We start from the raw sequence: 13,945 nt of genomic DNA, 5'->3' as shown, positions 1-13,945 counted from the left end.
GACGAATGACAACATAGATTGAAATCGTGATTATGAAATTTAAATCAGTATCAGCTATGACACTAAAACAGCGTTACTCTGCTAGCAGAACCGTTGATTAGCAGTTAAGCTGTTCTGGTGAAGAAACTAACAAAAAATAAATCAATTGGGGTATATAACATGTACGAGAAGCAAGTAGAAATCACTGCAGAAAACGGCCTTCACACTCGTCCTGCTGCGCAGTTCGTTAAAGAAGCAAAAGTATTCGATGCAGACATCACAGTGACTTCTAACGGCAAAAGCGCAAGTGCTAAGAGCCTATTCAAACTTCAAACTCTTGGCCTAGTAAAAGGTACCGTTGTGACTATTTCTGCTGAAGGCCCTCAAGCTAAGCAAGCGGTAGATCACCTAGTTGCTCTCATGGACCAACTACATTAATCCGGTCCACTATTTCAAAGCCATTTTGTGAAAACAAAATGGCTTTGTTGGAAATAGTCTACATTTTGAGCTACTAATTACCGTTAGCGCAATAGTCCACATTCTCCCGTTTACAGTTGACCAATTTAAGGTAACGCTATGATTTCAGGCATCCTAGCATCTCCAGGCATTGCTTTTGGTAAAGCACTGCTACTTCAAGAAGATGAAATTGTCCTAAATACTCACTCTATTTCAGATGACCAAGTAGAAGCAGAAGTTCAGTGTTTTTATGACGCTCGTAACAAATCTTCTGCTCAGCTAGAAGTGATCAAACAAAAAGCACTTGAAACATTCGGTGAAGAAAAAGAAGCCATCTTTGAAGGCCACATCATGTTGCTTGAAGATGAAGAGCTAGAAGAGGAAATTTTAGCACTCATCAAAAATGACAAAATGCATGCAGACAACGCGATCTATACCGTGATCGAAGAGCAGGCTGCTGCCCTAGAATCTCTTGATGATGAATATCTAAAAGAACGCGCGACAGACATCCGCGATATCGGTACGCGCTTTGTTAAAAATGCACTCGGCATTAATATCGTTTCACTGAGTGATATTAACGAGCGGGTGATTCTTGTTGCTTACGATTTAACACCTTCTGAAACTGCACAAATCAATCTTGATTACGTGCTGGGTTTTGCTTGTGATATCGGTGGTCGTACATCTCATACTTCAATCATGGCACGTTCACTTGAGCTTCCAGCGATTGTTGGTACTAACGACATCACTAAGAAAGTAAAGAATGGCGACATGCTTATTCTTGACGCCATGAACAACAAAATCATCATTAATCCTTCAGAAGCACAGCTTGAAGAAGCGAAAAAAATTCGTGATGATTTTGCTGCGGAAAAAGAAGAGCTCGCAAAACTAAAAGACCTACCTGCTATCACACTCGATGGCCACCAAGTTGAAGTATGCGGTAACATCGGCACAGTAAAAGACTGCGATGGTATTTTACGCAACGGTGGTGAAGGCGTTGGCTTATATCGTACTGAGTTTTTATTCATGGACCGCAGCGCGCTACCAACTGAAGATGAGCAATACCAAGCTTATAAAGAAGTTGCAGAAGCGATGAGTGGTGAAGCGGTGATTATCCGTACCATGGATATCGGTGGTGATAAAGATCTTCCGTACATGGATCTACCAAAAGAGATGAACCCATTTTTGGGCTGGCGCGCGATTCGCATCAGCTTAGACCGTCGTGACATCTTACGAGATCAGCTTCGTGGCATTCTGCGTGCATCTGCGCATGGTAAACTGCGTATCATGTTCCCGATGATCATCTCTGTAGAAGAAATTCGTGAGCTTAAAAACGCCATTGAAGAATACAAAGAAGAACTTCGCACTGAAGGCTTAGCGTTCGATGAAAATATCGAAATCGGCGTTATGGTTGAAACACCTGCGGCAGCGGCAATTGCGCACCACTTGGCAAAAGAAGTGTCATTTTTCTCTATCGGTACCAATGATTTAACCCAATACACTCTTGCGGTTGACCGTGGTAACGAAATGATTTCACACCTGTATAACCCACTTTCTCCAGCGGTTTTAACCGTGATTAAGCAAGTGATTGATGCCTCACACGCTGAAGGTAAATGGACGGGTATGTGTGGCGAGTTAGCGGGTGATGAACGTGCAACGCTACTTCTACTTGGTATGGGACTCGATGAATTCTCTATGAGTGGTATCTCTATCCCTAAAGTGAAGAAAGTGATCCGTAACTCAAACTTCGCCGAAGTTAAAGCGATGGCAGAAGAAGCACTCTCTTTCCCAACCGCAGCTGAAATCGAAGCTTGTGTGGAAAAATTCATCGCAGAGAAAACGCAATAATTCGCTAATACCAATGAGATAGACGACTAAAAATAGGTCGTCTATTGTTGGCGATTGGTATACTATAATTCGACAGAATAAAATTAAACGTTAGGAGCATGACACAATGGGTCTGTTTGATAAACTTAAGAAGCTAGTATCTGACGACAGCTCAGATGCAGGTGCGATTGAAATTATTGCCCCTCTTTCTGGTGAAATCGTCAATATCGAAGATGTGCCAGATGTTGTTTTCGCTGAGAAAATTGTTGGTGATGGTATTGCGATTAAACCATCAGGCAACAAAATGGTAGCTCCAGTTAACGGCACTATCGGTAAGATTTTCGAAACTAACCATGCGTTTTCAATCGAGTCTGATGACGGTGTTGAGTTATTCGTTCACTTTGGTATCGACACAGTTGAGCTAAAAGGTGAAGGTTTCACTCGTATCGCTCAAGAAGGCCAAGCGGTTAAAGCAGGCGATACTGTTATCGAATTCGACCTAGCGCTTCTTGAAGAGAAAGCAAAATCAACACTAACACCTGTTGTTATCTCTAACATGGACGAAATCAAAGAGCTAAACAAGCTTTCTGGCACCGTCGTTGTTGGTGAAACACCGGTTCTACGTGTAACTAAGTAATTCGTTAAAATTTTTATTACGTAAAAAACGCTGCTGATTTGCAGCGTTTTTTGTTTCTACAAAAACAGCTCAAATCGCACTACAAACCTAACGCGTATTGCAACAGTTTTTCCTTCACTGGGCCTGAATGTTCGGCCAACTTCAATACCGCGTTGCGCACCAACTTTGCAGGCAAAACCTCGTTGCTGAACGTTTTATAAAACAGATCCATTCCTGATTGCATCACTAAGTTATCCGGCCTTCTGCGTGTTTCATAATTCCGTAATTGCGCTTGTGTTAAAGCTTCTTGATTTTGTGTCACAGCTAATAACGCTTTTACATCTTTAAACCCTAAATTCACCCCTTGCCCAGCCAGAGGGTTAATCGTGTGTGCTGAATCGCCAACCAAAACACATTGCCGTTTCGCATACGTCTGAGCATGACGACGAGTGAGGGGAAATGCCCCACACTGCAACACGTTAATATCGCCTAGTTCCTCAGGAAAAGAGGCCAACACTTGCTCCCTTAACTGCTGCTTGTTCATCGCACACAATTGGCGAATTCGTTTTGGTGAGTCATACCATACCAAAGAAGCTTGATTACCCGGCAAAGGAAGAAACGAGCGCGGGCCGGATGGAAAAAATTGCTGCCAAGTAATATCTTGCTGAGGTTGATGAGTTTCGACATTGATCAACATGCAATGGTGTCGATAATCCCACGCGGTAATACCAATTCCCGCCAGCTGCCGCACAAGAGAATTTGCACCATCCGCACCAATCACCCAAGTTGCAGTAAGAGTTGCGCCTGACTCTAAAAGCACGCTATTTTGTTGGCCAAACACAATGTGCTTGAGCTTATCAGGACAAAAAACCTGCAAATTCGGATAGTGCACAAATTGCCCCCACAATCCGATCTGAATAAGACGATTTTCGACCATATAACCCAGCTGAGGGAGGCCCAATGCATCGCTATGAAAACGAGTACGGCACTCTGGGTGCTCCCAGGTTTCTAGGCGGCGATAAGGGCAAACACGCATTTGCATAATTTCATCCCATGCGCCTAAGTCAGTAAGTAACTGAACCGAAGTTTGCGAGATGGCTGAAACGCGCAGATCCATTGCTTGGTCTATTGTAAACGCTTCAGGCTCTATACCTTCGACCAGAGCAACCGTGCGACCTTGCTTAGCAAAGCCTATAGCCACTGCCGCCCCAACCATGCCACCGCCAATCACCACCACGTCAAAATTGTTCATTGTTTACACTTAATCGTCTGAGTTTTGAGTCGATTTTCATTGTACGTTTTCAGCTCTTTTTTGCGAATTTTTTTACACAAAAACCCTGCACTTTCTATGGTGAAAATCTAGAGATGACGGAACATGCGAGAGATTTTATTGGATGACTAGTCAGTGACTTTTTAAAGCAGTACAATACGCGGCTTACCGCCGAGATGGCGGCTACAATTTGAGCATTAGTTCAACCAATTTAGACCAATAAGACGAGCGAAAGTGAGATGAGTAAGAAACTGCTAATTAAAACCTGGGGCTGCCAGATGAACGAATACGATTCATCAAAAATGGCCGACCTGCTTAACGCTGCAAACGGCTATGAGCTAACGGAAGAGCCAGAGGAAGCAGATGTATTATTACTTAACACCTGTTCGATCCGAGAAAAAGCACAAGAGAAAGTCTTTCACCAACTGGGTCGTTGGAAAACATTGAAAGATAAAAAACCAGGCGTCGTGATTGGCGTTGGCGGCTGTGTTGCAACCCAAGAAGGTGATCACATCCGTGAACGCGCTCCTTTTGTTGATGTTATTTTTGGCCCGCAGACCCTACACCGTTTGCCAGAAATGATAAAACAATCGCAAACTAACGATGCGCCAGTCATGGACATTTCGTTCCCAGAGATTGAAAAATTCGACCGTTTACCAGAACCAAAAGCAGACGGCGCGACCGCATTCGTCTCTATTATGGAAGGGTGTTCAAAATACTGCACTTACTGCGTAGTACCTTACACTCGCGGTGAAGAAGTCAGTCGCCCGATGGATGATGTGTTGTATGAAATCGCGCAACTCGCGGCGCAAGGTGTACGCGAAGTCAATCTTTTAGGACAAAACGTTAACGCATACCGTGGCCCTATGCACGATGGTGAAATCTGTTCATTTGCTAATCTGCTGCGCTTAGTGGCCTCTATTGATGGTATTGATCGCATTCGATTCACCACCAGCCACCCACTCGAATTTACCGACGATATTATTGCCGTTTATGAAGACACACCTGAGCTGGTGAGTTTCCTGCATCTTCCGGTACAAAGTGGTTCAGACCGAATCCTAACCATGATGAAGCGTCCACACACCGCGATTGAGTACAAATCCATTATTCGCAAACTGCGTAAGGCGCGCCCAGAGATCCAAATTAGTTCTGACTTTATTGTCGGTTTCCCCGGTGAAACAGATAAAGACTTTCAAGATACAATGAAGCTGATTAAAGACGTTGATTTTGATATGAGCTTCAGCTTTATCTTCTCCCCTCGCCCGGGTACGCCAGCCGCTGATTACCCATGTGATTTATCAGAAGACGCCAAAAAAGAGCGTTTATATGAACTGCAGCAAACAATCAACGCACAAGCGATGCGTTACTCACGTTTGATGTTAGGTACAGAACAACGCGTATTAGTCGAAGGCCCATCTAAGAAAAATCTAATGGAGCTTCGCGCCCGTACCGAAAATAACCGTGTCGTTAACTTTGAAGGCTCCGCCGATCTGATTGGCCAATTTGTCGATGTAAAAATTGTCGATGTGTTTGCCAACTCACTGCGTGGTGAACTTGTTCGCACTGAACAAGCGATGGATCTTCGCACCGTAATTTCACCAACGCAAATGATGGCGAAAACACGTCGAGAAAATGAGCTAGGGGTAGCCACTTTTACACCTTAGGTTTAAGCATAATGTCATACAGTGCTCGATCATAATCGGGCACTGTACCATGGCAAACTGAGAGGCAACATTGAGCAATAAAATTGTTACGCTAGAGATAGATCTAGAACCTTCAGACAACCGCCGTCTTGCTAGCCTGTGCGGTCCATTCGATGACAACATCAAACAATTAGAACGCCGTCTTGGTGTTGAAATTAATCACCGCAGCCAGTTTTTCACCATAGTCGGTAAACCACACACTGCCGCGGCTGCGTTGGATATTATCAAATCTTTGTACGTTAATACCTCACCCATACGTGGTCAAATTCCCGATATCGAACCAGAGCAAATTCATCTAGCCATCAAAGATTCAGGGATCCTTGAGCAGCCGTCTGAATCAAGTATTCAACATGGCAAAGAAGTCTTCATTAAGACCAAAAAAGGGCTGATCAAACCGCGTACGCCTAACCAAGCTCAGTATCTCGTTAACATGGTGACGCACGACATCAGCTTTGGTATTGGCCCTGCAGGGACAGGTAAAACCTACTTAGCCGTTGCCGCTGCAGTTGATGCGCTGGAGCGCCAAGAAGTTCGTCGAATTTTGTTAACACGCCCGGCGGTTGAAGCAGGTGAAAAATTGGGCTTCCTACCCGGTGATTTAAGCCAAAAAGTCGACCCGTACCTACGACCGCTTTATGACGCGTTGTTTGAAATGCTTGGCTTTGAGCGAGTAGAAAAGCTCATTGAACGCAATGTGATTGAAGTTGCGCCACTCGCTTACATGCGCGGACGTACGCTCAACGATGCTTTTATTATTTTAGATGAAAGTCAAAACACTACCGTTGAACAAATGAAAATGTTCCTGACACGGATTGGGTTTAATTCAAGAGCCGTTATTACGGGTGATGTGACACAAATCGATTTGCCGCGTGGCGCTCGTTCAGGTCTTCGCCATGCCATTGAAGTGCTCAATGAAGTTGACGAAATCAGCTTCAACTTCTTTTTGTCTGATGATGTCGTACGTCATCCAGTGGTTGCTCGTATCGTCAACGCTTACGAAAAATGGGAAGCTCAGGACCAAAAAGAGCGTAAAGCTCAAGAGCAACGTCGTCGTGAAGAGCGAGAAGTAAAGTCTGTGGATGTTTCTACTGAAGTGAATGCAGTAACCGCAACAAAAAACGTTGGTGAATAATGAGTATCGAACTAGATTTACAATTAGCGGTCAAAAATGAGCAAGGGTTACCTACTTTTGATGATATCAGCCATTGGTTAACTCACGCGCTGACCCCATTTCAGGAACAAGCGGAAGTCACTGTGCGAATTGTTGATTCCGAAGAGAGTCAACAGCTCAATCGCGATTATCGAGGAAAAGATAAGCCGACCAACGTGCTATCCTTCCCTTTTGAGATGCCTCCGGGCATAGAGTTGGATCTACTCGGTGACCTTGTCATTTGCCGTCAAGTGGTGGAACAAGAAGCCGATGAGCAACAAAAACCGTTGATGGCACACTGGGCTCATATGGTTGTACACGGCAGTCTACATCTGCTAGGTTATGATCATATCGATGATGATGAAGCCGAAGAGATGGAATCTCTTGAAACTGAAATTCTGCAAAAAATGGGCTTTGAAGACCCGTATATTGCCGAGAAGGAATAGCTCCAGACAATGAAGCTAGTACCGCTAAAGTCGGTACGATATGTGTGCTATCACACATCTGATAGCGAGGAAAATTAGAGAAACAATGAACGAAGATAACCCCCAGAATTCTGAAGGTCCGAGTAGAAAGTCCTTCTTTGAACGCCTAGGCCAATTATTTCAAGGTGATCCGAGAGATCGCCAAGAGCTTGTGGATGTGATCCGCGACTCTGAAATCAATGACCTTATCGACCATGACACAAGAGATATGCTTGAAGGTGTGATGGAGATTTCTGAGATGCGCGTGCGTGATATTATGATCCCACGCTCACAAATGGTCACTATCGATAAAAACGATGACTTGGATACCTTAATTGCGCTGATCACCGATGCTCAGCACTCACGTTATCCAGTGATCAGTGAAGATAAAGACCATGTTGAAGGCATTCTACTAGCGAAGGACTTACTCAAATATTTAGGTTCAGACAGTGCACCTTTTAACATTTTAGAAGTGATCCGACCGGCAGTCGTGGTACCAGAAAGTAAACGGGTTGATCGCTTATTGAAGGAGTTCCGAGAGGAGCGTTACCACATGGCGATCGTCGTGGATGAATTCGGTGGCGTGTCTGGCTTAGTGACCATTGAAGATATTTTGGAAGAGATCGTTGGCGACATTGAAGACGAGTTCGATGATGAAGAACAATTGGATATCCGTAAGCTCAGCAAACATACTTTTGCAGTTAAAGCGCTGACCACCATCGAAGAGTTTAACGAAACCTTTGGTACTAAGTTCAGCGATGAAGAAGTGGATACTGTAGGGGGATTGGTGATGACGGCCTTTGGCCACCTGCCAAGCCGTGGCGAAGTTGTAGAGATCGACAAATACAGCTTTAAAGTCACCGCAGCAGATAACCGCCGAGTGGTTCAACTGCAAGTCACTATTCCTGATCTTGAATCACTTCCAGTGATAGCAGAAGAGTGACATAACCCCATTCACATCAGCAGAATGAGATAGATGATTAAAGCACTTTTTCATCGCCGCTTGCGGCCGCTTGCGGCCGCTTTTGTTGGCGCATTAACCCCACTCGCTTTTGCTCCTTATCAGTTTTGGCCGCTGGCCATACTCACCCCCATGTTGCTATTGTTGCTCATTAATCAGCAACCAGCTAAAAAAGCAGCATGGATAGGTTACTGCTGGGGCTTAGGTTTTTTTGCTTTTGGCATCAGTTGGGTGCACGTCAGTATTGATACCTTTGGTGGTATGCCAAAAATTGCCAGCCTGTTCCTAATGTCATTGTTGGTCGGTTATTTAGCCCTTTATTCTGGGCTTTTCGCTGGCTTACTCAACCGTTTTTTCCGTCATAACACCATCAGCCATTTTTTATTAGCCACCCCTGCGCTTTGGCTAATTACCGATTGGCTTCGAGGCTGGGTAATGACCGGCTTTCCTTGGTTATGGCTTGGTTATAGCCAAATTGATAGCCCGCTCGCCAGTTTCGCACCACTGGGAGGCGTTGAGCTGGTCACCTTCTTCACGCTCCTCTGTTCTAGCGCTCTAGCAATGACGTGGCTTAAGCGCTCTTGGATACTCGTGCTCATTCCTCTGACCATATTGGCGACGGGGTTTGGACTACGCAATTTCGATTGGGTCACTCCCGATCCCAGCACACAAACTCGCGTCGCACTGATTCAAGGTAATATTAAGCAAGCGGAAAAATGGCTTCCCAATCAGCGCTGGCCAACCATTATGGCCTACACCGATCTCAGTCGAGAAAACTGGGACGCAGATATTATCGTATGGCCAGAAGCGGCGATTCCCGCATTTGAATTCGAGATCCCTTCCTATTTGAGTAACTTAGATTCTGCGGCAAAAATGAACGACAGTGCGATTGTCACAGGCGTGCTCAACCAAAGCCCAGAGCGATCTTTTTACAACAGCATTCTAGTACTTGGCACCAACCCTTATGGCGACTACCGTTATGACTCTGACGCTCGCTACCATAAGCATCATTTATTGCCATTTGGTGAGTTTGTGCCATTTGAAGATTGGCTCAGGCCCATCGCACCCTTTTTCAACTTGCCGATGTCTTCATTTAGCCGTGGTGACTATATTCAACCGAATCTGATTGCCAAGGGTAGACACCTAGCCGCGGCACTGTGCTATGAAATCATCTTCAATGAACAAGTCAGAGCGAATGTCACTGATGAAACAGATTTTATCTTAACCCTCTCTAACGATGCGTGGTTTGGGCATTCAAATGGACCATTGCAACATATGGAGATTGCTCGGATGAGAGCTTTAGAGCTGGGTAAACCGCTCATTCGTTCAACCAACAATGGTGTCACCGCCGTGACGGATCATAAAGGTAAAATAACGCAGCAGATCCCACAATTTGAAACGGCCGTATTGAAAGCAACCATCACGTCGACCAAAGGAGAGACGCCGTATCACGCTGTCGGCACTTGGCCGCTCTACGCCTGGGTGTTACTCAGTTTGATCGTCGGATGGACAAGACGCCACTCACCTCATTCTTAACCTCAAAAAGGCGCATTTCAGCGCCTTTTTGAGGTTTTCTATCAGCAACACTTAAGGTTTTAATGGCTGACGAGTAAAAGCCGTTTGCCCACATTGAATACAAGGCATAATTTCAGTTGGATGATTATACTGGGTTTTATGCCCACAATGGTCACACACTAACATCCCAAGGCCTATCATCTCCCCCGCTTGATACAAACCTTGTCGTTCTAAATCTTGAAACAATTCCACCCATTCCACTTTTGTTTTATCGGTGATTTCAAAAAGCCCCTGCCAAATTGAATTGGTAATCATCAATGAAAATGGGCTGCTTCTACTCTCTTCAAAACTATCCGCGAATTCTTTGAGATCCGCTTTTACATAGGCAGAAATAAGCGCCAATTCATCTTTGGTGAGATTATTGGCAGCATCAACAACCTTACCTGATGTCTGCAAAACTTGGGACATTTCATCAGGACTATGTTTGAGCGTTTCAATCACGTCATCCACAATCTCTTCGTAACTTGTTTTACGTTTTGGCATCACCCACCTCCATCAAACCAGATTGGCTATTGTTGTGTACCCCTGCTTTAGGTATTCTATGTCGATCTATTAGACTCTGTTCTAACCGAACTCACAAATTCCAAGATAACCGGATATCATCGATGCAAGAGCAATATAACCCGCAAGATATTGAACAAAAAGTTCAACAGCACTGGGATGACAACAAGACCTTTGTTGTAAGTGAAGACCCAAATAAAGAAAAATTCTACTGTCTTTCTATGTTCCCATACCCAAGTGGCCGACTGCACATGGGTCACGTGCGTAACTATACTATCGGTGATGTAGTCTCTCGTTTTCAACGTCTGCAAGGCAAAAACGTTATGCAGCCCATTGGTTGGGACGCATTTGGCCTACCCGCTGAAAATGCGGCTGTAAAAAACAAAACGGCACCAGCGCCTTGGACCTACGAAAACATTCAGTACATGAAAAACCAGTTAAAACTGCTGGGTTTTGGCTACGATTGGAGCCGTGAATTCGCCACTTGCACGCCAGAATATTACCGCTGGGAACAAGAGTTCTTCACTAAGCTGTATCAAAAAGGCTTAGTCTACAAGAAAACCTCTTCCGTTAACTGGTGTCCAAACGACCAAACCGTTCTCGCTAACGAGCAAGTTGAAGATGGCTGCTGCTGGCGTTGTGATACACCAGTAGAACAAAAAGAGATCCCACAATGGTTTATTAAGATCACCGCGTACGCACAAGAACTGTTGGACGATTTAGAGAACTTAGAAGGTTGGCCTGAAATGGTCAAAACCATGCAGCGTAACTGGATTGGTCGCTCAGAAGGCGTAGAGCTCAAGTTTGGTGTCAACGGTCATTCAGATCTCGACGTCTATACCACTCGCCCTGATACCTTGATGGGTGTCACTTATGTGGGCATTGCGGCTGGTCATCCATTAGCGACCATTGCAGCGCAAAATAACCCTGCTTTAGCTTCTTTTATTGACGAATGTAAGAACACCAAAGTTGCAGAAGCTGAACTGGCGACCATGGAAAAGAAAGGCATGGATACGGGCCTAACGGCCATTCATCCTTTAAATGGTCGTGAAGTGCCTATTTATATCGCCAACTTTGTGCTGATGGATTACGGTACAGGCGCGGTGATGGCCGTACCTGCTCATGACCAACGTGATTTTGAGTTCGCCACCAAATATGGCCTAGACATCATTCCAGTCATCAAACCAGAAGATGGCTCTGAAGTCGATGTGTCTAGCGCTGCGTACACTGAAAAAGGAGTCCTATTTGGTTCTGGCGAATTTGATGGTTTAGCCTTCCAAGCAGCATTTGATGCTATTGCAGCCAAGCTGGAAGCTGAAGGTAAAGGCAAGAAAACCGTTAATTTCCGTCTACGTGACTGGGGGGTTTCTCGCCAACGTTACTGGGGCGCGCCGATTCCTATGGTGACCACTGAAGATGGCCAAGTTCACCCAGTGCCAATTGATCAACTGCCCGTCATTCTACCAGAAGATGTTGTGATGGATGGTGTAACTAGCCCAATCAAAGCCGACAAAGAGTGGGCCAAAACCACCTTTAATGGCGAGCCTGCACTACGTGAAACCGATACCTTCGATACGTTTATGGAGTCGTCTTGGTATTACGCTCGTTACTGTTCACCACAAGCGGACGATATTTTAGACCCAGCGAAGGCAAACTACTGGTTACCAGTAGACCAATACATCGGTGGTATTGAGCATGCTTGTATGCACCTGCTCTACTCACGCTTCTTCCATAAGCTATTGCGTGATGCAGGCTATGTCACTTCAGATGAACCTTTCAAGCAACTACTTTGCCAAGGCATGGTATTGGCAGATGCGTTCTACCACACGAACGAGAAAGGCACCAAAGAGTGGGTAGCGCCAACTGACGTAAAAGTGGAACGCGACGGTAAAGGCCGCATCACTCAAGCCGTAGACAACCAAGGCCGCAACGTTGAGCACTCAGGCATGATCAAAATGTCTAAGTCGAAAAACAACGGTATCGACCCGCAAGAGATGGTTGATAAGTATGGCGCCGATACGGTTCGTCTATTCATGATGTTTGCCTCTCCGGCTGACATGACGCTTGAATGGCAAGAGTCTGGTGTAGAAGGTGCTAACCGCTTCCTAAAACGCGTCTGGAAACTGGTTGCAGAACATAGCGCTAAAGGTGTAGCTGAAGCGGTAGATAGCGCCTCTCTTACTGGTGAACAAAAAGCGCTACGTCGTGATGTGCATAAAACCATCGCCAAAGTGACTGACGATATTGCACGCCGCCAGACGTTCAATACCGCCATTGCTGCGATTATGGAGTTGATGAATAAACTCACTAAAGCGTCACAAGAATCCATGCAAGATCGGGCCATTCTCGACGAGGCTTTAAAAGCGGTTGTCAGCATGCTTTACCCAATCACTCCTCATATCAGCTTTGAACTGTGGAATGCACTGGGTGAGAGTGATGTAGATAATACCGTGTGGCCGACCTACGACGAATCCGCCCTAGTGGAAGATGAAAAACTGATCGTCCTACAAGTTAACGGAAAACTTCGTGGTAAGCTGACCGTAGCCGCTGATGCAAGTAAAGATCAGGTTGAAGCACTCGGTTTAGCGGACGAGAACGTCATGAAATTTACGGATGGCTTAACCGTGCGTAAAGTTATCTATGTACCAGGTAAGTTACTGAACATCGTTGCGAACTAATATCGCAGCCTAATGTCGTAATAATTGGTTTATCAACAGGGTAGCTCGCTGCCCTGTTGATTTATCTTAGCGTTCTTACCCACAGAGCTATAGAGCGCTAAGATAAGTCACCTAAATATATGAGAACTTAACCCCAATGCGCCAAATTTCGTCTTACTCTCTGAAATTATCGTTAATTGTTATTATGAGCAGCCTACTCTCAGCTTGCGGCTTTCATCTGCGTGGCGATTACTCCGTTCCCGAAGAACTCAATCGTGTCTCTGTCACCAGCTATGATCAATACAGTACCTTCACTCGTATGGTAAAAAATCAATTACGAATGAGTGACATTGAGATTGTTTCCCCCTCAGAGACGGTGCCAAACATCTATCTAATAAGCGAGAGTGTTGGTGAACGGACGCTTTCGCTTTATCAAAATACTCGTGCTGCTGAATTGGAATTGACGTTCAACGCCTCCTATAGCGTCACCCTACCTGAAGTGGGGATAAAAACGTTTTCAACCAGTGTGACTCGTAGCTATCTTGATAACCCATTAACCGCTCTCGCCAAATCGGTAGAGCGAGACATGATTGAAGATGAGATGCGCAAACTAGCTGCAACTCAAATTTTACGCCAAATGGCACGTCTAAAAGCCGATATTGCAGCGAATGAACATCAACTTGAACAACAAGAAAATGAACAGCAGCGAACAGACCAGCAGGCCTATGAGATAAACACCGTGGAAAGTGAACCGTCACAATTCACGGCTCCTGCGACAAACTAAAGGCG

General features: G+C 45.2%; 12 protein-coding genes. 10 read left to right on the top strand and 2 right to left on the bottom strand.

The features are described from left to right. The first annotated feature begins 159 nt into the window (after positions 1–159). The 3 genes from AACT42_RS02895 (at position 160) to crr (ending at position 2,896) form a co-directional block, all read left to right on the top strand. Positions 160–417: an HPr family phosphocarrier protein gene (locus tag AACT42_RS02895; protein WP_026027491.1), complete on the top strand. Its 258-nt coding sequence runs from the start codon at positions 160–162 to the stop codon at positions 415–417. A gap of 138 nt (positions 418–555) precedes the next feature. Further along, entirely contained in the window at positions 556–2,280 is a 1,725-nt protein-coding gene (ptsI, locus tag AACT42_RS02890) for a phosphoenolpyruvate-protein phosphotransferase PtsI (protein ID WP_013857325.1), read from the top strand. 106 nt (positions 2,281–2,386) lie between these two features. Then, positions 2,387–2,896, top strand: coding sequence for a PTS glucose transporter subunit IIA (crr, locus tag AACT42_RS02885; protein ID WP_010317358.1), 510 nt, complete (start codon positions 2,387–2,389; stop codon positions 2,894–2,896). A gap of 79 nt (positions 2,897–2,975) precedes the next feature. On the opposite strand, the gene AACT42_RS02880 is transcribed toward crr, so the two are convergent. Next, positions 2,976–4,127: a 2-octaprenyl-3-methyl-6-methoxy-1,4-benzoquinol hydroxylase gene (locus AACT42_RS02880; protein ID WP_094132782.1), complete on the bottom strand. Its 1,152-nt coding sequence runs from the start codon at positions 4,125–4,127 to the stop codon at positions 2,976–2,978. Between the two features lie 257 nt (positions 4,128–4,384). Here AACT42_RS02880 and miaB point away from each other — a divergent pair, with 257 nt between their 5' ends. From miaB to lnt, 5 genes are all read left to right on the top strand, one after another. Further along, positions 4,385–5,809 (top strand): tRNA (N6-isopentenyl adenosine(37)-C2)-methylthiotransferase MiaB, encoded by a 1,425-nt coding sequence (gene miaB, locus AACT42_RS02875; protein WP_017048014.1) that lies wholly within the window; start codon positions 4,385–4,387, stop codon positions 5,807–5,809. A 70-nt stretch (positions 5,810–5,879) separates the two neighbouring features. Continuing rightward, positions 5,880–6,980 carry a PhoH family protein gene (locus tag AACT42_RS02870; protein WP_017043446.1) on the top strand — a complete coding sequence of 367 codons (1,101 nt, stop codon included), beginning with the start codon at positions 5,880–5,882 and terminating at the stop codon, positions 6,978–6,980. Next, positions 6,980–7,444: an rRNA maturation RNase YbeY gene (gene ybeY / locus AACT42_RS02865; RefSeq protein ID WP_094127304.1), complete on the top strand. Its 465-nt coding sequence runs from the start codon at positions 6,980–6,982 to the stop codon at positions 7,442–7,444. Before AACT42_RS02870 ends, ybeY begins: the two co-directional genes overlap by 1 nt. Before the next feature lie 85 nt (positions 7,445–7,529). After that, positions 7,530–8,405 carry a CNNM family magnesium/cobalt transport protein CorC gene (corC, locus tag AACT42_RS02860; protein WP_010317353.1) on the top strand — a complete coding sequence of 292 codons (876 nt, stop codon included), beginning with the start codon at positions 7,530–7,532 and terminating at the stop codon, positions 8,403–8,405. A 33-nt stretch (positions 8,406–8,438) separates the two neighbouring features. Next, positions 8,439–9,959: an apolipoprotein N-acyltransferase gene (gene lnt, locus AACT42_RS02855; RefSeq protein ID WP_094132784.1), complete on the top strand. Its 1,521-nt coding sequence runs from the start codon at positions 8,439–8,441 to the stop codon at positions 9,957–9,959. Between the two features lie 51 nt (positions 9,960–10,010). Here lnt and AACT42_RS02850 read toward each other — a convergent pair whose 3' ends face one another. Next, complete coding sequence (locus AACT42_RS02850) at positions 10,011–10,481, bottom strand: zinc ribbon-containing protein (RefSeq protein WP_029388304.1); 471 nt, start codon at positions 10,479–10,481, stop codon at positions 10,011–10,013. Positions 10,482–10,603: 122 nt separating this feature from the next. Between AACT42_RS02850 and leuS the strand changes: the two genes are divergently transcribed. After that, a complete protein-coding gene (gene leuS, locus AACT42_RS02845; protein WP_094132785.1) occupies positions 10,604–13,177 on the top strand; it encodes a leucine--tRNA ligase in 2,574 nt (857 codons plus the stop codon). A gap of 136 nt (positions 13,178–13,313) precedes the next feature. Then, on the top strand, positions 13,314–13,940 hold the full coding sequence (locus tag AACT42_RS02840; protein WP_064624756.1) for an LPS-assembly lipoprotein LptE: 627 nt from the start codon (positions 13,314–13,316) through the stop codon (positions 13,938–13,940). Positions 13,941–13,945 lie beyond the last annotated feature (5 nt).

The organism is Vibrio sp. V15_P4S5T153 (assembly GCF_963874485.1).
In the GTDB taxonomy this organism is placed as follows: Bacteria; Pseudomonadota; Gammaproteobacteria; order Enterobacterales; family Vibrionaceae; genus Vibrio; species Vibrio anguillarum.
Note: the sequence above shows the minus strand (reverse complement) of the source record. Positions and strands in the feature narration are given on the sequence as shown.

What these genes read in the sequence shown, in the direction of transcription:
- ybeY (WP_094127304.1), top strand. Translation starts at nt 6,980, where the DNA reads ATGAGTATCGAACTAGATTTACAATTAGCGGTCAAAAATGAGCAAGGG.
- ptsI (WP_013857325.1), top strand. Translation starts at nt 556, where the DNA reads ATGATTTCAGGCATCCTAGCATCTCCAGGCATTGCTTTTGGTAAAGCA.
- AACT42_RS02895 (WP_026027491.1), top strand. Translation starts at nt 160, where the DNA reads ATGTACGAGAAGCAAGTAGAAATCACTGCAGAAAACGGCCTTCACACT.
- miaB (WP_017048014.1), top strand. Translation starts at nt 4,385, where the DNA reads ATGAGTAAGAAACTGCTAATTAAAACCTGGGGCTGCCAGATGAACGAA.
- leuS (WP_094132785.1), top strand. Translation starts at nt 10,604, where the DNA reads ATGCAAGAGCAATATAACCCGCAAGATATTGAACAAAAAGTTCAACAG.
- corC (WP_010317353.1), top strand. Translation starts at nt 7,530, where the DNA reads ATGAACGAAGATAACCCCCAGAATTCTGAAGGTCCGAGTAGAAAGTCC.
- crr (WP_010317358.1), top strand. Translation starts at nt 2,387, where the DNA reads ATGGGTCTGTTTGATAAACTTAAGAAGCTAGTATCTGACGACAGCTCA.
- lnt (WP_094132784.1), top strand. Translation starts at nt 8,439, where the DNA reads ATGATTAAAGCACTTTTTCATCGCCGCTTGCGGCCGCTTGCGGCCGCT.
- AACT42_RS02840 (WP_064624756.1), top strand. Translation starts at nt 13,314, where the DNA reads ATGCGCCAAATTTCGTCTTACTCTCTGAAATTATCGTTAATTGTTATT.
- AACT42_RS02880 (WP_094132782.1), bottom strand. Translation starts at nt 4,127, where the DNA reads ATGAACAATTTTGACGTGGTGGTGATTGGCGGTGGCATGGTTGGGGCG.
- AACT42_RS02850 (WP_029388304.1), bottom strand. Translation starts at nt 10,481, where the DNA reads ATGCCAAAACGTAAAACAAGTTACGAAGAGATTGTGGATGACGTGATT.